Below are 18,626 nucleotides of genomic sequence, written 5' to 3'. Positions count from 1 at the left end.
GCTAGCGATGGAATATTGGCGCAATCGACCCTGTGAATCGTGACGCCTCTGCCCCGCGTCACGTAACCGAGAATCTCATCAGGATATGAAGGACTGCAACATGCGGCCATGATAATCGGGAGCGTCGCGTCACCTCGAACGACGATGTGAAAGCCACTGTCTGCCGCAATCCGCTGGCGCGACAGCGACGGGCGCGTCGCGACCGTGCGCGGGCGCACCTCCACAATGGGCCTCTCGGGGGTTGAATGCTCCAGTTCCTTCTTCCGCAGATATGCCCGGATATGCCCCTTTGTCGAGGCTGCCTTGACAAACTTCAGCCAGTCTGACTTCGGCCCTCCGGAATTCCGCGAGGTAATTATCTGCACACGGTCTCCAGTCACCAGCTCCGTATCGATAGGAACGATGCGATCGTTGACTTTGGCTCCAACCAAGTTGTTGCCTACGTCCGTATGGATGTGATACGCAAAATCCACAGGAGTGGAGCCAACAGGCAGATTGATGACGTCCCCTTTCGGCGTGAAGACGAGGACCTCATCCGTAAACACATCGACCTTGACTCGCTCCACGAACTCTCCACTGCTGCGGACATCTCGCTGCCAGTCTACCATCTGGCGCAGCCAGGCGAACCGCTCCGAATCGACCAGATCGGCCGCCTTGCCTTCCTTGTACTTCCAGTGGGCAGCCACGCCCATCTCATCGACTTCGTGCATGCGCTTGGTCCGGATCTGGATCTCCAGCGGTTCTCCATTGGAGCCCATCACGGTCGTGTGCAGCGACTGGTAGCCATTCGGCTTCGGAAGAGCGATGTAGTCCTTCACTCGACCGGGAACGACAGTGAATGCCTCGTGCACGTATCCCAGAACGAGGTAGCACTCTGGGATCGTGTTGACAAGAATCCGCACTGCAGTGAGATCGTAGATCTCGTCGAATGTCTTGCCTTGCTGGACCATCTTGCGGTAGATACTGTACAGATTCTTCGGCCGGCCCGAGACCTGAGCATGGATATCCTTTTCTTCGAGGAAATGGTCGATCTGGTCGATCGTATCCTTCACAAACGCTTCCCGTTCAACCCGCTTGGCAGCAACAAGTCCAGCCAGTCTCCGGTACTCATCGGGGTTCAGGTAGCGGAATGCGAGGTCCTCCATCTCCCACTTGAGCTCGTATATCCCAAGCCGGTGAGCGAGAGGAACGTAGATCTCCATGGTCTCCTGGGCAATACGCTGTTGCTTGTCCTCGCTTAAATACTGCAACGTCCGCATGTTGTGCAGCCGATCGGCAAGCTTGATCAGGACCACCCGCAGGTCTGCAGCCATGGCAAGGAGGATCTTGCGGACGTTCTCGAGGTTGTTTTCCTCGCGGGACAGATAGTTCAGCCCGTGGAGCTTGGTGACACCCTCCACCAATGAGGCGACCTTGGAGCCAAATCCGTCCTCCAGCTCCTTGCCCGTCGTCTGGGTGTCCTCCAGGACATCATGCAGCAGGCAGGCGGCGTAGGTCTCAGCATCCAGACGATAACCGGCCAGCACCAGTGCGGCTTTGACCGGATGGAGCATATAGGGAGCGCCAGAAGCACGTTTCTGATCCCCATGCCTCTGGCGCGCAAACACGAACGCTCGCTCAACCAGACCGACCTCCTCTGGCGAGAGCCAGCCTCGAAGCGTCGCTATGAGAGTCTCAAACTCCTCGTCGACGTCAAACTCAGTGTCAAGCTTCAAAGGTCAAGCAACGAGACAACCCTTCCACCACTCAGCTTGCTGACTCCGCCGAGGTCCTTCAGAGTCACCAGAAACGCATACGCGACAATGTCGCCGCCCAATGACTGGACGAGGTCGGCAGTAGCGCTGACGGTGCCACCCGTCGCCAACAGGTCGTCGACGATGAGCACGCGCTCGCCGGGCTTCATGGCATCCTCATGCATCTCAAGGATCGACACGCCGTACTCGAGCTCGTATTCCTTCCGAACCGATTTGTAGGGAAGTTTCCCCGGCTTACGGGCCGGCACAAAACCGACATGCAGCGCGTAGGCCAGCGCAGCACCGATGATGAAACCCCTCGCTTCCACCCCGACTATCTTGTCAATGCGGTCCGTTCTGAACTGCTTCGCCAGCTCGTCGACCGCAAATGCAAACGCGTCGGCATCGCCCATGAGTGGCGTCAGGTCCCTGAACACAATCCCCTTCTGAGGAAAATCAGGTATGTCGCGTATGAAATCTCTCAGGTTCATTGTGCCTCCCTGCATTGTCCTTTGTCAACTGGGAGCCCTGGAAGCATTATGCCTTCTGCAAAGCAGCTGCCTTCTCTCTACCCTGCACCCACAGCACCAGCAGAGGCGTAGAAATATAGATAGAGGAGTAGGTTCCAGAGATGATACCCACCAACAGTGTTGTCGAGAAGTCACGAATTGGAGCTCCGCCCATTATAAACAGAACCAGCACGGCGAGAAACGTCGTAAAGGACGTGTTGAACGACCGCATCCACGTCTCTGTGACCGCAGCGTTTGCAAGCTTATCGAAAGGTTCTTTCGCCCGATATCGCAACTTCTCGCGGATGCGGTCCATGACCACGACACCATCCTGCACGGAGTAGGTAATGATCGCTAGGAAAGCGCCAACAAAGGGTGCGTTGAGGGGAACCCGGAAAACGGCCAGGATGCCGAGGGCAACGAAGATGTCGTGTACCATGCCAAGGATCGTTGCAAGACCGAATGAGAATTTGAAACGAATCGTGATATAGAGCAAGGTAAACAGCAGCGAAAGGACTAATGCCAAGCTGGATCGACGTAGGAGGTCACGCCCGATGACTGGTGCTATGGAGGTGATTTCCTCGGTGGCTGTATCAACGGCGCCATACTTCGCGACAATGTCACTGATGATCTTCCCACTGACAGCGGGGTCAATCTCACTTGTCTCCACCTTCATCGTAATGCCCTTTGCTCCAGCCCGCTGGACCGTAACGTTACTGTAGCCATTGGCTGAAAGTATGTCGCGGACAACTGCCTCATCAGGAGCTTTCTCGAAGGATGCGTTGATGACTGTTCCGCCTATGAAGTCAATGCCAAACTTCAGCGGCGACCCGAAGCTAACCATATTGACAACCATGGCCACGATGCCAATCGCAATAATGATAGATGACGCAGTGAACCACGTATGTGTCTTGCCAATGATGTCCCACGTCAGGATTCTCTCTCTGAATGTCATAGCTGCACCGCCTAACCGAGGAATTTCCTGCTGTTCTTGGCAATGCCAGGAGTGAGCAGGAGGTCGACCAGCATATGGCTGGCAAACACAGCCGTGAACATGCTGGCGAGAACACCGAGAGCAAGCGTCACGGCAAATCCGCGCACGGTGCCGCTACCGAAGTAAAACAGGAACACGGTGCCCACGAGCACGGTCAGGTTGGAGTCAAACACCGCGCGGAATGCCCGGGAGAAGCCAGCCCCAATTGCGCTCTTGACGGTTTTCTTCATCCCAAGTTCTTCACGAATACGCTCGAAGATGATACAGTTGGCATCCACTGCCATTCCGATGGACAGGATTGCGCCACCGATGGCGGGCAGCGAGAGTGTTGCATGTAGTACGAGATAGGTAGCCATGAGAATATCGGCGTAGACGACAAGAGCAATGCCGGAGACGAGACCTAGATAGCGGTACATGAGGAACATCCAGATGACGACGAGGAGAAAGGCAATCACTGCCGCCAACGCACTGCGGTGGACAAAAACACTGCCGAGCGAAGGTCCAACGACTTCTTCGGAGAGCGTAACCAGTTTGACAGGAAGTGATCCACTCTTCAGCAATAGTGCGTCGTTGCTGGCCTGCTCAGCCGTGAATCCTCCGCTGATGACGCCCTTGCCGTCCGTGATCGCGACTTCGACTGTCGGGCTCATCAGAACTTGGCTGTCAAGGTAGATGGTGATCTTCTTCCCGATATTCGCCTGAGTTGCGGCAGCGAACGCAGTAGTACCCGCTGCGTCCAGCTCAAACGAGATCTGGGGTTCTCCCAGACTCTCCTGCGCTTGGCTGAAGATAAGCTGGGCGGTCTTGAGGTTGGAACCATTCACGACAACCTTTCCGTCCTCCGTCTTGAACTCAAGCAGCGCGGTCTTGCCAATGAGCTGCTTGGCGCGTTCAGGATCCTCCCAACCAGGAAGCTCTACCATGATACGTTTTGAGTTGGCGCCCTCACGAACGACGACCGCCTCGCTGACTCCGAGAGCGTTAACCCGCTTGTCGATGACGCTGACCGCCGCGTTGATCGCGTCGTTGGTCGCCTTTGCCGACTCCGTGTCCTGCCCCTCGAGCACGATGCGCACGCCGCCTCTGAGATCAAGCCCCAGCTTCGGGACCAGCTTCGTGTTCTTGGCAATCAATCCCTGGTAGTTGATCACACCAGCGACGATAGCCACGACAATCACAAGAATAAGGCTTGCTGTTACTTTCGACCGCATTATGGTTCCTCCTCGTTTCGACAACACATCAAATGTACATCAAATAGGACTCAGTGTCAATGCAGCAATGAGCACTGCGAGACGCTCACCATGCCCTGTCGGACGATGCCGTGTACCGCTCGATGAATGCGCGCTTGTACTCGCCAAAGGTGCCGGCCGCAATCGCATCTCGGATTTCGCCAATCATCGTCTGAAGGAACTGGAGGTTGTGAATGGTCGCAAGCGTTCCCGCGAGCATCTCGTTCGCCTTGAACAGATGCCGCAGATATGCCCGGGTGTAGTTGCGACACATGTAGCATGAACAGTCTTCGTCGATAGGGCGGAAGTCTCGTTCGTAGATCTTCTTGGAGATCTTGACCACGCCACCCCGGGTGAAGACCATCTGATTGCGAGCTACCCTCGTGGGCAGAACACAGTCGAACATGTCGACACCGCGGCTAATGATCTCCAGAATCCCGATCGGATCGCCCAGTCCCATGAAATACCTTGGACGATCGTCGGGGGCATGAAGCAGGCTGTGATCCAGCATGTCCATGGTCAACTGACGCTCCTCGCCTATGCTGAGACCTCCTATGGCAAACCCCTGCGGCTCCAGCTCCATGATGCGTTCGGTCGACTCCTCTCTCAGGTCGCCATAGAAGCCACCCTGCGTGATCCCGAACAGCAGTTGATGCGACTCGCCTATTGCCTTCTTCGCCCGCCCAAACCAGGAGACAGTCCGTGCAAGGTCCTTTTCCGCCACAGCACGCTCTGAGGGATACTGTGTGCAGATGTCCAAGGGCATGACCACGTCGGAGTCCAGGTTCTTCTGTATGGCGACGACGCCCTCAGGCGTGAACATGTGCCTCGAGCCGTCAATGAATGACTGGAACTCGATGCCCTCATCGCTTTTCTTGCTGATTCGGGAGAGACTCATCGCCTGGAAACCACCGCTGTCCGTAAGGATACTCCGGTCCCAGTGCATGAACCGATGGAGGCCGCCCGCTTCACGCACGACGTCGTCTCCTGGCTGGAGATAGAGGTGGTAGGTGTTCGAGAGAATGATCTCGAACCCGATCTCCGCCACCTGTTCTGGGGTAAGCCCCTTGATGGTCGCCTGTGTGCCGACAGGCATGAAAACAGGCGTTCTCACGGTGCCATGCGCAGTCGTCAGGATCCCCGTGCGTTCGCGTCCCGAGGAGCTCTGGCAGGTCGTTTCGAATATGGCCATGTCAGCTGCCTAGAGGATCAGCATGGCATCGCCAAAGCTGAAGAAACGGTATCGCTCACTGATCGCCTCATGATATGCTTTCCACATGAGCTCCATGCCCATATACGCCCCAACGAGCATCAGCAGGGTCGATTTCGGGAGATGAAAGTTCGTGACCAGATGGTCGAATCCGTGGAACTCATGAGGAGGATAGATGAAGATGCTGGTCTGTCCGCTGCCTGCTCTGACGGTCCCGTCCGGGTTGATGCATGACTCGAGTGTCCTGGCGACCGTCGTGCCGATGGCAGTCACGGCCGCGTGGTTTGCGCGAGCTGCGTTGACGGCCCTTGCCGTTTCCTCAGGCAGCGTGAACCGCTCGGTATGCATGTGGTGGTCTTCGACGGTGTCGACGCGGACCGGCTGAAACGTTCCCAGCCCGACATCGAGTGTAACGTGCTCGATGTCGACACCCAGACCTCTCACGCTGTCCAGCAGCTCCGCCGTGAAATGTAGCCCTGCGGTCGGTGCCGCGACCGATCCTGGCTCGCGGGCATAAACGGTCTGATAGGCTCCAGGATCACGGGGAAACTGCTTGATGTAGGGTGGAATCTGAACACGTGCTATGGCCCGGAATTCTTCACTGGTGTATGGATCACGAGAGAACTCGAGCATCGCGTCACCGTCGTCGTTGCGCTCCAGCAGCCGCAGGCTAACGTCAGACGTAACAGTGCACGTCTCCCCCGTGTGAAGGCGCTTCAATGGCCTGACCAGTGCCTGGAATCTCGTCGGCGAACGCCGCCCGGTCAGCAGGACGTCGATCATTGCGCCCGTGCTGTCCTTACGGCAGCTGAAACTGGCCTCATTGACGCGCGTATCGTTGACAACGATGACATCATGAGGACGAAGGTACGAAAGAAGATCGCGAAACAGTCCGTGCTCGATCGTCCCGGCCGCTCGGTCCACGACCATGAGACGTGCAAGGTCGCGCTGTTCAAGAGGCGTCTGGGCAATCAGCGCCTCTGGCAGCTCGTAGTCGAAGTCCCGTATATTCACGCTTTGCACAACTCCTTGGCTCCACGCCGCTGTGCGCCGACGTCATGCATCCGGCTCCAGTTCGACAGAGTCTATTATATGGATGCAGCTCCCGTTGCCAATAGAGCCGGGGCTCGCAGGCATTCACATGATGGTTCCGGAGAACTGAGTGGCTGCTGGTCAATCCTTTCGCAAGAAACGCTGAGGGAGACGAGCGCCGGGGGCTGCGCCGGCTGCTTCGATGATCCAGCTCCGCGCGGTGAGTCTCTCATTCAGGACAACTGCGCCGGCATAGACTTCAGCTCGCGCTCCCGGCTCAGTGAACGGGATAGCGTATCGCCCGTGCACAACGCGACGGAGCAGGACTTCTGCAATGTGGTCCTTGAGTCGATCGATACCCTCGAGAGTTGCAGCGGAGACCAAGAACCCTGTCCCGATGAGGAGAACACTCTCCCGCCTGGCCTGATCGACGGTATCGATCTTGTTAAAGATCAGCACCCGGGGGATGTCGGCGCAGCCAATGCGTGCCAGAACGGTGTTGACCACGTGAACACGCTCGTGCAGGTCTCGCACGCCGGCATCGACAACGTGCAGCAGAAGGTCCGCATCACGAGCTTCCTCGAGAGTCGAACGAAACGAATCCATCAGTGATTCCGGCAGGTCCCGGATGAAGCCGACCGTATCGATGAGTATAGTGGACTGGCGTCCGAAGTGAGCTGGTCTTGCCGCTGTGTCCAGTGTGGCAAAGAGCCTGTCCTCGACCAGCAGCTCGGACCCCGCCAGCAGGTTGATCATCGTGCTCTTGCCGGCATTCGTGTACCCTACCACAGCTATCTTCGCAATCGCCGATTCCTGCCGAGTGTGCGTCTTGATGGCATACCGCGTATCGACTTCCTTCACCTCTTCACGAAGATCGTGGATCTCCGATCTCTTTGCTCTGCGGCGCTTCTGAAACAGGGTCTCGCCTGGCCCGCGCATGCCGATATAGCCTGCCTGCTGGTCATACCCTGCGTTCATCGCCCGCAGCTGCGTGAGCTCGAAGAGACGCTCAGCAATCTGGACGCGCTTCCTTGCCTCGGCCGTGTGAGCCTGAGAGGCGAATGTCTCCAGGATGAGTCTGGCTCGGTCCATGACGGAACTCTCCAGATGGTCGATCATATGGCGATACTGCAGAGGCGTAAGCTCAGAGTCGAAAATGACGAGATCGGCCCTGAGGGCCTGCAGCAGCTCATGCAGCTCTTCGACCTGCCCCTTGCCAAGGAGGAAACGCTGAGGGATCCGTTGCACATAAGTTTTGGACTCGAGTACTTCCACTCCGAGGCCTTCGGCCAGCTGCCGCGTTTCTTCTGGGCGGTCAGGATCGACGATCTCGCCGATCCTCCGAACGCTTACAATGACCGCCGTTCGCGCGATGCCTTCGCCGCTCATGACCGCGGGACTAGGTACTTCTGAATCAGTTCTTCCGAGTAGTTCACCGTAGAAGCTGGATCGATGCCGTGTGCAACCAGAAGCCTCTCGCACTCCGACACAATGCCTACGCTGTAGGAGATGTGCGAATCCGAGCTCATCAGGATCGGGGCATGGTACTTGCCGAGGAGCTCCAGGACGCGCTCGTAGTGAGCAACGTTGACGTCCTTCCACGGATGAAGCGCCGACTCGTTCAGCTCGACAAGCACTCCCTTTGCTGCTGCGGCCGCAATCGACTCTTCGAGATCTACCGGATATGGAAAACGGCGGTCACCGATATGAGCCACGACCGTTATCCGGTTTCTCTCGATAGCCTTGACAAGGGCTCCCGTGTTCTCCGAAACCGACGAGCCCCCATATCCTGTGGAATTGTGGAACCCGGCAATGACGATGTCGAGCTCATGCAGCAACTTCTCGGGCATGTCCAGATCGCCCCAGGGATCAATGATGTTGGCTTCGACTCCTATGAGCACCCTGATCCCGGGCAAGCGCCGCAGAGTGTCCTGTCTGTTAAGATTCTTGAAGTAATCCAACTTGGGTCCGTCCGGGCGCGCAGGCCCATGATCCGTAATGGCAAGATACTTCAGGCCACGCTGCTGTGCTGCAACAACTACTTCCTGAAGTGTGGAGAACGCATGTCCCGAGAAGACGGTATGGACGTGGAAGTCGCCAAGCATCTGTGGACTCATTTCCGCTTCCCTTCGTTCTCTCTGAGTAAAGATGAAACAATCATGCTCCCGAAGGACACGAGCACCCACCCGATGAGCGCCGCCAGGAATCCATGCACGTCAAAGCCCGGGACCAGCCATGCTGTCAGGGCCATGACCGCCGCGTCGATGACAAGCGTGAACAATCCAAGACTCAGAATGCTCAGTGGAAGGCTTATGGCGAGCAAGATCGGGCGAATGAGAGCGTTCACGAACCCAAAGATGAGTGCGGCCCATAACGCCGTCCATAGCGAGGCAACCTCGAATCCGGGAACCACCCGGCTGACGAGCAGAAAAACCGAAGCATTCAGCAACAGACGAATGATGAGGTTCATAAGGTCTCCTTTCGAAATCAGCGGTGCTTCAGAGGACGTTCGTGGCGTTTGTGAAACTCTCGCTTGCCAAAGCGATGAGCTTCGTCCCGAACCGCCATGAGCAACAGCAAAGCGGCGGAATCATGTGAGAGCCGTACCGGTTCCGGTGTTCCTTCGCGGTACAGGAGTTCTTCCTTCTTGGCAATGCCCACAACAGGCACATTCACACCAGCATTGTCGCGCACAGCACATACGGCTCCCAGTTGCGAAAGCCCACCGTCGATCAGCAGGAGATTCGCAGGATCACCGAAAGTAATGTCGTTCCATCTCGCGAAGCGTCGAGTAAGAGCCTCTGCCAGCATTGCCGGATCGTTCGGCATATCCAGGGAGCGCATGTTGAACAGCCTGTACTGATCCTTTGCCGGTTTGCCGGCCACAAAAACGACCATGGAAACGGTAGCGTCCTTTCCTGAGATGTTCGATACGTCGTAGCCCTCGATACGCACCGGCATGTGGGCAAGATCCAATACCGCCTTCAGGACGGACAACTGCGCAGGGATGTCACTCGCCCGTGTCGAGGCAATCAGTTTCTGTTCCGCGTTCTCAACTGCGAAGCGCAGGAGACGCGAGGTCTCCGTCGAACGTGGCGATGCCAAGGAAATTGCGACCCCAAGCGCCTCCCGCAGCCGCTCGCGCACAATTGTCGCTTCGGCGCCCAAAGCGTCGACAGCTATCCGGGCCGGAGCAGCTACACGAAACCGGTGGTAGAAATCAATGATGAGGTCCGCCCGCATGACTGCATCGAGTGCCTCCTTGCCTTTCAGGTCATAGATGAACTCTGTGGAGGCGATCAGCCTTCCCTCGCGAAGCGCTTGCCGGACAACGGCAACAAGATTCCCCTGTTGATAAAACGCGAAGACATCCATGTCTCGCGCCCGGGGCGCGAACACGGCGTACCGCTCAAACAGTCCCTTCAGCGCAAGGTAGGAGTCCCGGTAGCGTACCGCCCACTCGTACTGCTGCGACCGAGACGCTTGATCCATGCTGTTCTCGAGCTGCCTCAGCAACGTGCGCATCTTGCCGTTTAGGAATTCCGACAGGTTCTGGACCACCTCGGCATACTCATCTTGGGAACATCTGTTTCCACACGGCGCCAGACAGAGGCCTAGATCAAAATCAAGGCACGGCTTGGTAGGTTTCACCGGATCGATTCGTCGATGACACGTTCTGACTGGAAACGCATGTCTCAGGCTGTCAAGCCCAAGATTCAGCAGTCCAGACTTCGGATATGGACCGAAGTAGCGGCTTCTGGCCGTCCTCACGCGTCGGGTTTTCCTGAGGATCGGAAAGGCCTCTCCCGTCAACTCGATAAGGGGATACGACTTGCCGTCGATGAGCTGGATATTGTAGTGGGGCTTGTAGCGCTTGATGAAGTTCGACTCGAGCACCAGGGCCTGGTCCTCGTGTCCCGCCGTGATGAAACTGAAGAAACGGGCATTGCCCACCATCGATCTTGTTTTCGGGTTCAGGTCATTTCTAAAATACGACTCGACTCTCTTGCGGAGATTCTTCGCTTTGCCGACATAGATGATACGGTCAGAAGAATCCCGTATGACGTAAACCCCCGGCATAGCCGGGAGTTTACCGAGAGAATCCTTCTTGAAAGGCAGTCTATATGCAGTATCCAGGCCGTTGAGAGCGCTATTTGGCGTAGTCGGAATATCTGGTCTCACGAACAACGGTCACCTTGATCTGCCCCGGGTACGAGACTTCCAGCTCCACCTTGCGAGCAACATCCATGGCGATCTTTGCTGCCAGGGACTCGTCAACTTCATCGGGTTCCACAAGAATTCGGAGCTCGCGCCCCGCCTGTATGGCATAGGACTTCTTGATTCCTGGTATCGAGTTCGCAATAGACTCCAGTTTCTCCAGGCGCTTGATATAGCTTTCAACGCTCTCACGGCGAGCGCCCGGTCTCGATGCAGAGAGAGCGTCAGCGACGTGCACGATGACGTCAAGAACGGTCTCCATGGGAATGTCGGCATGATGTGCGGCGACAGCATGAACGATGTCCCCGGATTCGCCAGACTTGTTCAGGATGTCCGACCCGATGAGCGCGTGTGGCCCTTCGACTTCATAGTCGACAGCCTTGCCGATGTCGTGAAGGAACCCCGCCCGCTTTGCTGGTCCGGCAGGCAGTTTCAGCTCAGACGCGATGTTGGCTGCTATGAAAGCCGCCTCCACCGAATGCGCGAGGACGTTCTGACCATAGCTGGTGCGGTACTTCAGACGGCCAATCAGGCGAGTGATTTCGTCGGAGAGGCCAGCAATGCCGACATGATTTGCGGCCTGCTGCCCTTCACTGAAAACTCGCTCGTCCATCTGGTGTTCTGCTTCCTCGACGAATTGTTCGATATGCGCCGGGTGAATGCGCCCGTCAGCAACCAGCCGTTCCAGGGCAATCCGCGCTACTTCCCGTCGAATCGGGTTGAACGCGGACAAGGTGACGGCTTCCGGCGTATCATCGATCAGGAGGTCCACACCGGTCAGGGTCTCGAAAGCCCTGATATTCCGGCCTTCCCGGCCAATGATGCGTCCCTTCCAGTCTTCGGAGGGGAGAGGAACAACGCTGATCGTAGACTCACCCACGTAGTCAGTGGCAATCTTCTGGATAGACGAAGCAATGACCTCAGCTGCCTTGGCATCAGCCTGAAGCTGAGCTTCGTGCACCACCTCGCCTACCATCTTGGCGACACGAGACCTCGTGTCCTTCTCGGCTCGGTCCAGAACGATCGTCCGGGCCTCCTCGGGATTCAGTTGCGCGATGCGCTGCAATTCAGCTTCCGCAGCAACTCGCTGACCCTCGAGGACCTCCGTCTTGCTGCGAAGCTTCTCTTGTGCTGCGTCAAGATCTCTGTCTTTCTGCTCCACCTGTTCAACGCGATGATCAAGAAAGGTCTCTTTCTGGATCAGACGATGCTCCGTCTTCTGCAGCTCTGTCTGGCGGGCAACGAACTTGTTCTCCAGACTGTTTTTCTTCTCTTCCAGTTCTTCTTGGAGCTTGAGCCTGTTCTTGGCATTCTCGGCCTCGATACTCGAACGCGCTTCCTGTTCCATCTTGCGTACGAGCTCACGCGCTGACTCGACACGGTTCCTGGCGATGTATCCTTCGATGAGGAGACCTATGACAATACCAAGAATCAGCATCCCCGCGTATATCGCGGAGGAGATGATCCCGTTTATTCCAGGCATGTATCTACCATCCTTAGTGTGTATGACTCCGGTCCGGCCAACGCCGACCGAAGTGCCTTCAAGGAACCCTGCCGAACTAGTCTGTGGGGACGGGATCCGCTTGAGGCGAAAGCTTGTCGCGGACCTTGCCTTTTATCTCGGCCATGATGTCTGGGTGCTCCTTGAGGTAGGCCGCAGCATTGTCGCGTCCCTGGGCAAGCCGTGTGCCGCCGTAGGCATACCACGACCCGCTCTTCTCGATGATGTCGAACTGCACGGCCAAGTCTACGACCTCGCCGAACGTCTGGATACCCTTGCCGAAAATGATGTCAAACTGCGCCACCCGATAGGGCGGTGCCATCTTGTTCTTGACAACCTTTACCTTCACCTTGTTGCCAATGACCGCGTCGCCCTCGGTGATACTCTCGACGCGACGCACTTCCAGCCTCACGGATGAGTAGAACTTCAGAGCACGCCCACCTGGGGTGACCTCCGGATTCCCATACGTGACGCCAATCTTCTCGCGCAACTGGTTAATGAAGATAGCACACGTCTGTGACTTGCTCAGGACACCTGCAAGTTTGCGCAGAGCCTGGGACATGAGACGCGCCTGAAGTCCCACGAACTGATCCCCCATCATGCCTTCGAGTTCAACTCTCGGTACAAGCGCAGCCACAGAATCAAGAACAAACACGTCCAAACCACCTGATTGAACAAGCATGTCGGCTATCTCCAGAGCTTGCTCGGCATAGTCAGGCTGTGAGATGATCAGCTCGTCTACGTCGACTCCGATGTTGCGGGCGTACGCGGGGTCAAGAGCATGCTCAGTGTCGATGAACGCCGCCCTGCCCCCCGCCTTCTGTGCCTCGGCAATTGCCTGGAGACCAAGAGTGGTCTTGCCTCCTCCCTCCGGACCATAGATCTCGACGATCCTGCCACGTGGAAGCCCGCCGATGCCGAGCGCGGCATCAAGGGAAAGGCTCCCGGTCGAGATGGCAGGGACCAACGCCCTGTCTGAGCGATCGCCAAGCTTCATGACTGAACCCTTCCCAAACTGCTTCTCTATCTGAGACATAGCAACTGCGAGAGCCTTGTCACGATCGGCTACTCTGTCGGCGGCCTCGTTCTTCGGTACCTTGTCGGTCATCTTTCCGTTTTCCATACAGCCTCCACGTTTGGTGTGAGCCTTGCAGTTCAGTATAATTCAGTCTCTCTATTCGGCAAATGGCGCAAGCCGCACCGAAGCGCGGGCAATGTACACCGGATGACCCTGTCCCATGACGCTCTCGTAGAGAACAATGTCCGTGACGGGAACGACACATGGTTCTGCAGACCCTGCCTGAATGGCTGCAACCTCGTCATCACGCGTACCAGGTGCGAACCGACCCAGCGTCACATGCGGCGCGAAACGCTCTGTCCGACCGTTGGAACCCAACCCAGACAAGGAGAGATCGATCTTCGCCGCCAGACTAGTGAGAGCCTGGGAGACGACGCCTGGCCCGATCCACAGAACGGTGGGATGCCCGTCCCGGCGAAATACGCCGAACCTGTCCAACACGACACTGGTCTCTGGCATCGCCAAAAGCGACAGACGTTCTACTGCGTCATCGATTTGCTCATCCAGAAGCTCCCCCAGAAACCGCAGCGTGATGTGGCAGGAGGCAACGGGAACCAGTCTGAGCCTTGGAACAGTTGAAGCGAAGATAGTCCTATAGGTCCGCAGCCAGTCAGTGAAGCTGCTTGGCAGAGGGATAGCGACAAACGCTCTCACAGGAGGATGCCGTCAAGGTCGTAGGGGGCCACCGTCGTGATACGTGCCCGGCAAATATCGCCTAGTGCAGGTTGTGTCTTGTGACCGGTTCGTACTACAACGGTGTTGTCGACGTCGGGCGCATCAAGTAGAGTCCTGCCGTAGATCCCTGAGCGAGTCGCTCCATCGACAATGACCTCGACGTCTCTGCCCAGGTATCGAACCTCATTGATGGAAGAGGAGATTTCCTGCTGGACCTCCATGAACTCACGCAGCCGGCGGCGCTTCGTTGATCCATGCACCTGGTCCGGGAACCGTGAGGATATCGCCAAGGCTTCCCTCGAGTAGGCGAATGCTGATGCATGATCCAGTCGAAGCACACGGAGATCGGCAAGCAGGCATTGGAACTGCTCTTCGGTCTCCCCAGGGAACCCGACGATAAAGGTACTCCGGATCCCTGCATTCGGGATGATCCGTCGAACACGGTCGACCACATGCGCTGCCGATCCGGCCGCCCAAGGGCGTCCCATGGCCTTCAGAATAGCTGGATCCGTATGCTGCAAGGGAATGTCGACGTAGTGGGCAATGTGGCGCGAACCACCAATCACCTCAAGGAGTTCCTGAGTCACCAGAGTAGGGTAGAGATACAACACGCGCAGAATTCTGACACCCGGCAGTTGATCGAGCTCACGAAGGAGAGCTGCAAGCTGCGGACGATGTTCGGGACTCAGATCCATGCCATAGGCACTCGTGTTTTGCGAAACAAGGATGAGCTCGGTCGCGCTAGCCTGTACCAGCTGTTCCGCCTCACGGAGAATCACTTCAGCGGAGCGACTAATGAGAGGCCCCTTGATCCCGGGTATCGTGCAGTAGGTACAACGCTGCGAGCACCCATCCGCTATCTTGAGGTAGGCATAGGAGCCGCTCCCGCTCAGAAGGCGTGGCGCCTGGAACGCCCGCATGGCATCCAGGTCAACAGGTTGCTCAACTCCTGAAGGTGGGACCTGCTTCAGCAGGCTCTCCCAGAACGCTTTCTGGTACATCGCGTCCACTCCCATGACGGCGTCCAATCTTGGATGTCGCTTCAGAACTTGCTCCCTCCACAACTGTGGATAGCACCCTACCGCCACAATTCGTACAACATGCCCTTCAGCCCGCAGGCGCTCGACGGCATCAAGTGTCTCGTCAGCCTCATCACGAGCCGCTCCCAGGAAGCCACATGTGTTAATGACAACAACATCGGCGTCCTGAGGCTCGGCACAGACCAGAGCGGTTGGTTCTGCCGCAACGACCTGCCCAAGCATCGCCTCGCTGTCAGCCAGGTTCTTTGCACACCCGAGACTGACCATGCAGACTCGAGGCCTACGGTGTATGCGCTGGCGAACCATACTCAAGGGTCATGACCGTCTTGTCAGGAGAGGCGACTCCCTGGTCAACACCATTTGCCGTCACCTGTGTATACATGGCATTGCCAAAGTTGACGACAACATGGTTCCCTGTAGCCTGCGTGCTGTCTCCCGGACTCAGGACTCCGGAAAAGACGACGCTCCCGTCCACTGTGATCTCTAGCCATGCACGTTGAGTCGTCGACGCGAATCTGAGCGTTATCGCCCCCTGCGGCGTGGCACCTGGCATCGAAGGCGTTGCAGGCACGGACGGCGTACTCGACGGCCCGGTCTGCCCTCCTGGCACGACGGGCGTTGCCGCCCACGGCCTCCAAAGCAGAACGACGGCAGCCACCAGAGCTACTACTACGATCAGAACAGTGGGAACAAGGCTGCGCTTCTTCCTGTATGCTGGAACAGTTGTCGTAGAATGACCAAGCTTCGCGGGTTGCGCAGTCACCGTGTCAACGTCCACGGCCACGGTGGCAGACGAACTCCCGAACGCCGCAACAACGTCGTCGCCGTTCAGCCCAAGATACTCAGCGTAGCGACGTGCGTATGACTTGAAGAACCCGTTCGGTTCCGGTGGACCGCCCGCTTCCAGGGATTCAAGCACGGACTTGCGCAGCAGAGTTGCGCGAGCGACATCTTCAAGCGACAATTCAAGCGACGTTCGCTTTTCCCGAAGAGCTGTTCCGACCTGTTGGCGATCCATCCTGCCCCTTCCTAGCGCCGACGCTTGGAACCGCTTGCTGTTCCGGCCGGCAGGAGAGCCTTGTCAAGCACCTGCGCAATGTCGTTGACAAAGATAAACTGAAGCTTCTTGCTGATGTCGGGCGAGATCTTGCTCGTGTCGCGACGGTTCTCCTCGGGAAGGATCAGCTTCCTGATCCCCGCGCGGTACGCGCTGAGCACCTTTGCCTTGATGCCGCCAACAGGCAGCACCTGCCCGCGAAGTGTAATCTCACCAGTCATCGCTATGTCTGAACGCACTTTTCGGCCCGTGAGAGCCGAGACCATAGCTGTTGCCATTGTGACGCCGGCAGATGGCCCTTCCTTCGGGACCGCGCCTTCCGGAACATGCACGTGCAGATCCGTCTTCTCAATGAAATGGGGGTCCAGCCCAATGTCGATAGCATGCGTACGGATATAGCTGAGCGCAGCCTGGGCCGATTCCTTCATCACATCACCGAGTTGGCCCGTGAGTTGAAGATTGCCTTTGCCGTCCATGCGCGTGGACTCGACATAGACAGTGTCGCCACCGTACTGGGTCACAACAAGACCGCACGCGACTCCTACACGCGCTTCCTTGATAAGACTCGTGTAAGAGTACGGGGCTAGGTCCAGGTAGGCCGCAAGGTTATCCGCGTGAACGGTGGCGCCTGCAAACAACTTCTTCTCCTCGACCTTCGCTCTGGCTACCTTGCGGCATATCCTGACAAGCGAGCGCTCGAGTCCCCGTACTCCGGCTTCCCGCGTGTACTGCTGGATAATCGCCAGCACGGCACGGTCATCGATCGCAAGGTCTTCCTGCTTCAGTCCATGCTGCTGCATTGCCTTAGGAAGGAGGAAACGCCGGGCTATCTGCTGTTTCTCCTCGTCCGTGTATCCAGGCAGGGAAATGACCTCCATGCGGTCGAGGAGAGCAGATGGAATCGTCTCCGACACATTCGCCGTCGTCAGGAACAGGACCTCAGAAAGGTCAAACGGGATTTCGATATAGTGGTCACTGAACTGGGTATTCTGTTCTGGGTCGAGCGCCTCGAGCAGAGCAGCTGTCGGGTCGCCCCGGAAGTCCGCTCCAACCTTGTCGATCTCATCCAGAAGGAATACTGGATTCTTGGTGCCTGCCTGCTTGATCCCCTGAATAATGCGCCCTGGCATAGCTCCAACGTAGGTTCTGCGATGTCCGCGCACTTCCGCCTCGTCCCGAATGCCGCCGAGGGAGACATGTACGAACTTTCTGTCGAGCGTCTCCGCAATGGATTTGCCCAGCGACGTCTTGCCAACGCCAGGCGGCCCGACAAAACAGAGAATCGGACCCTTGGCCTTGTCCGAAAGCTTGCGCACTGCAAGATACTCGAGTATCCGGTCCTTGATCTCTTCAAGCCCATAGTGGTCCTTGTCCAGGACCTTGCGCGCACGCTTCAGGTTAATCTTGTCGGCAGTCCTGATGTCCCATGGAAGGTCGATAAGCCAGTCCAGATATGTTCTGATGATGGAGCTTTCTGGACTCATGGCAGGCGTTTTCGCAAGTCTGGCCAGCTCTTCATCGATCTTGTCGCGGGCGTAGGCAGGCATATGGATCTTCTCGAGCTTCTGCCGATACTCTCCTACCTCGCCGGCCTCCTCACCCTCTTCACCGAGTTCTTTCTCGATTGCTCTGACCTGCTCTCGGAGGTAGTACTCTCGCTGGGACTGGTCGATCTTGGCTTTCACGTCGCTCTCGATCTTCCGAGCAAGCTCCAGTACATAGATCTCTTTGGCGAGGAGTTCGGCGATGCGGTGAAGTCGTTCTTCTGCATCGGGTGTAGCAAGCAGCGCCTGCCGGTCTTCGGTCCCGAGCACAAGGCTGCTCGCAATAAGGTCTGCGAACCTGTCGGGCTCCGTGACGCCGGAGACATTGTTCACCGTTTCCGACGGCAATTTTCTAGACAACTCGACGTACTGGGAAAACTGGTCGAGAACAACACGCATGAGAGCCTGGCGCTCCGTTGACGTCTTCTCGTCTGCCGGTAGTGGCTCGACGCTGGCCACAAGCATCTCGTTGTCGTCCGAGCGCACGTTTGTGATGCGGACTCTGCGGACGCCCTCTACGAGAACTCGATCGCTCCCATCGGGCAGCTTGAGCAGTTGCAGAATCTCAGCACCGACGCCGATATCATAGAGATCGGCAAGCCCAGGGTCTTCGTTCGACTCGTCCTTCTGGCATACAAGCACAATCTTGCGATTACCCGCCAGCGCAGACTCGATACTCTTCAACGATTTTGGCCTGCCCACAAAGAGGGGAAGGACATGGTATGGAAAAACCACCACGTTCCGCAGGGGAATCAGTGGCGCTTCAGATAGTTCCCAGTCACGTTCACTCATTGATGGTGTTCTCT

16 protein-coding genes are annotated in these 18,626 nt (G+C 57.1%); all 16 read right to left on the bottom strand.

What is annotated here, in order from left to right; all coding sequences use genetic code 11:
- A partial coding sequence (locus SMC1_RS03230) for a RelA/SpoT family protein (RefSeq protein WP_133299406.1) occupies window positions 1-1,715 on the bottom strand: 1,715 nt, incomplete at its 3' end.
- A complete protein-coding gene (locus tag SMC1_RS03225) occupies window positions 1,712-2,224 on the bottom strand; it encodes an adenine phosphoribosyltransferase (RefSeq protein WP_119085365.1) in 513 nt (170 codons plus the stop codon). The genes SMC1_RS03225 and SMC1_RS03230, both read right to left, overlap by 4 nt.
- Window positions 2,225-2,270: 46 nt before the next feature.
- On the bottom strand, window positions 2,271-3,197 hold the full coding sequence (secF, locus tag SMC1_RS03220) for a protein translocase subunit SecF (protein WP_119085364.1): 927 nt from the start codon (window positions 3,195-3,197) through the stop codon (window positions 2,271-2,273).
- A gap of 11 nt (window positions 3,198-3,208) precedes the next feature.
- Window positions 3,209-4,447 (bottom strand): protein translocase subunit SecD, encoded by a 1,239-nt coding sequence (gene secD / locus SMC1_RS03215; RefSeq protein ID WP_119085363.1) that lies wholly within the window; start codon window positions 4,445-4,447, stop codon window positions 3,209-3,211.
- An 85-nt stretch (window positions 4,448-4,532) separates the two neighbouring features.
- Window positions 4,533-5,657, bottom strand: coding sequence for a tRNA guanosine(34) transglycosylase Tgt (gene tgt / locus SMC1_RS03210; RefSeq protein WP_119085362.1), 1,125 nt, complete (start codon window positions 5,655-5,657; stop codon window positions 4,533-4,535).
- Between the two features lie 9 nt (window positions 5,658-5,666).
- The gene (gene queA, locus SMC1_RS03205) at window positions 5,667-6,689 is read right to left on the bottom strand and encodes a tRNA preQ1(34) S-adenosylmethionine ribosyltransferase-isomerase QueA (RefSeq protein WP_119085361.1); all 1,023 of its coding nucleotides are present in this window, start codon (window positions 6,687-6,689) and stop codon (window positions 5,667-5,669) included.
- A gap of 159 nt (window positions 6,690-6,848) precedes the next feature.
- Complete coding sequence (hflX, locus tag SMC1_RS03200) at window positions 6,849-8,096, bottom strand: GTPase HflX (protein WP_119085360.1); 1,248 nt, start codon at window positions 8,094-8,096, stop codon at window positions 6,849-6,851.
- Window positions 8,093-8,824: a PHP domain-containing protein gene (locus SMC1_RS03195; RefSeq protein ID WP_119085359.1), complete on the bottom strand. Its 732-nt coding sequence runs from the start codon at window positions 8,822-8,824 to the stop codon at window positions 8,093-8,095. The genes hflX and SMC1_RS03195 overlap by 4 nt, the downstream gene beginning before the upstream one ends.
- A complete protein-coding gene (locus tag SMC1_RS03190; protein ID WP_119085358.1) occupies window positions 8,821-9,177 on the bottom strand; it encodes a phage holin family protein in 357 nt (118 codons plus the stop codon). Before SMC1_RS03190 ends, SMC1_RS03195 begins: the two co-directional genes overlap by 4 nt.
- Before the next feature lie 17 nt (window positions 9,178-9,194).
- Window positions 9,195-10,889, bottom strand: coding sequence for an excinuclease ABC subunit UvrC (uvrC, locus tag SMC1_RS03185; protein ID WP_126855155.1), 1,695 nt, complete (start codon window positions 10,887-10,889; stop codon window positions 9,195-9,197).
- Window positions 10,858-12,408, bottom strand: coding sequence for a ribonuclease Y (gene rny / locus SMC1_RS03180; protein ID WP_119085356.1), 1,551 nt, complete (start codon window positions 12,406-12,408; stop codon window positions 10,858-10,860). Before rny ends, uvrC begins: the two co-directional genes overlap by 32 nt.
- Before the next feature lie 76 nt (window positions 12,409-12,484).
- Window positions 12,485-13,549, bottom strand: coding sequence for a recombinase RecA (gene recA, locus SMC1_RS03175; RefSeq protein ID WP_165849175.1), 1,065 nt, complete (start codon window positions 13,547-13,549; stop codon window positions 12,485-12,487).
- Window positions 13,550-13,600: 51 nt separating this feature from the next.
- Window positions 13,601-14,158 (bottom strand): RNA 2',3'-cyclic phosphodiesterase, encoded by a 558-nt coding sequence (thpR, locus tag SMC1_RS03170; RefSeq protein ID WP_119085355.1) that lies wholly within the window; start codon window positions 14,156-14,158, stop codon window positions 13,601-13,603.
- A complete protein-coding gene (gene rimO, locus SMC1_RS03165) occupies window positions 14,155-15,486 on the bottom strand; it encodes a 30S ribosomal protein S12 methylthiotransferase RimO (protein ID WP_165849174.1) in 1,332 nt (443 codons plus the stop codon). Before rimO ends, thpR begins: the two co-directional genes overlap by 4 nt.
- 13 nt (window positions 15,487-15,499) lie before the next feature.
- Window positions 15,500-16,237: a helix-turn-helix domain-containing protein gene (locus tag SMC1_RS03160; RefSeq protein ID WP_119085353.1), complete on the bottom strand. Its 738-nt coding sequence runs from the start codon at window positions 16,235-16,237 to the stop codon at window positions 15,500-15,502.
- 11 nt (window positions 16,238-16,248) lie between these two features.
- Window positions 16,249-18,612: an endopeptidase La gene (lon, locus tag SMC1_RS03155; protein ID WP_119085352.1), complete on the bottom strand. Its 2,364-nt coding sequence runs from the start codon at window positions 18,610-18,612 to the stop codon at window positions 16,249-16,251.
- Window positions 18,613-18,626: the final 14 nt, after the last annotated feature.

The organism is Candidatus Cryosericum septentrionale (assembly GCF_003570995.1).
GTDB lineage: Bacteria > Caldisericota > Caldisericia > Cryosericales > Cryosericaceae > Cryosericum > Cryosericum septentrionale.
The sequence above is the reverse complement of the archived record's forward strand: the minus strand, read 5'-3'. Positions and strand labels throughout refer to the sequence as shown.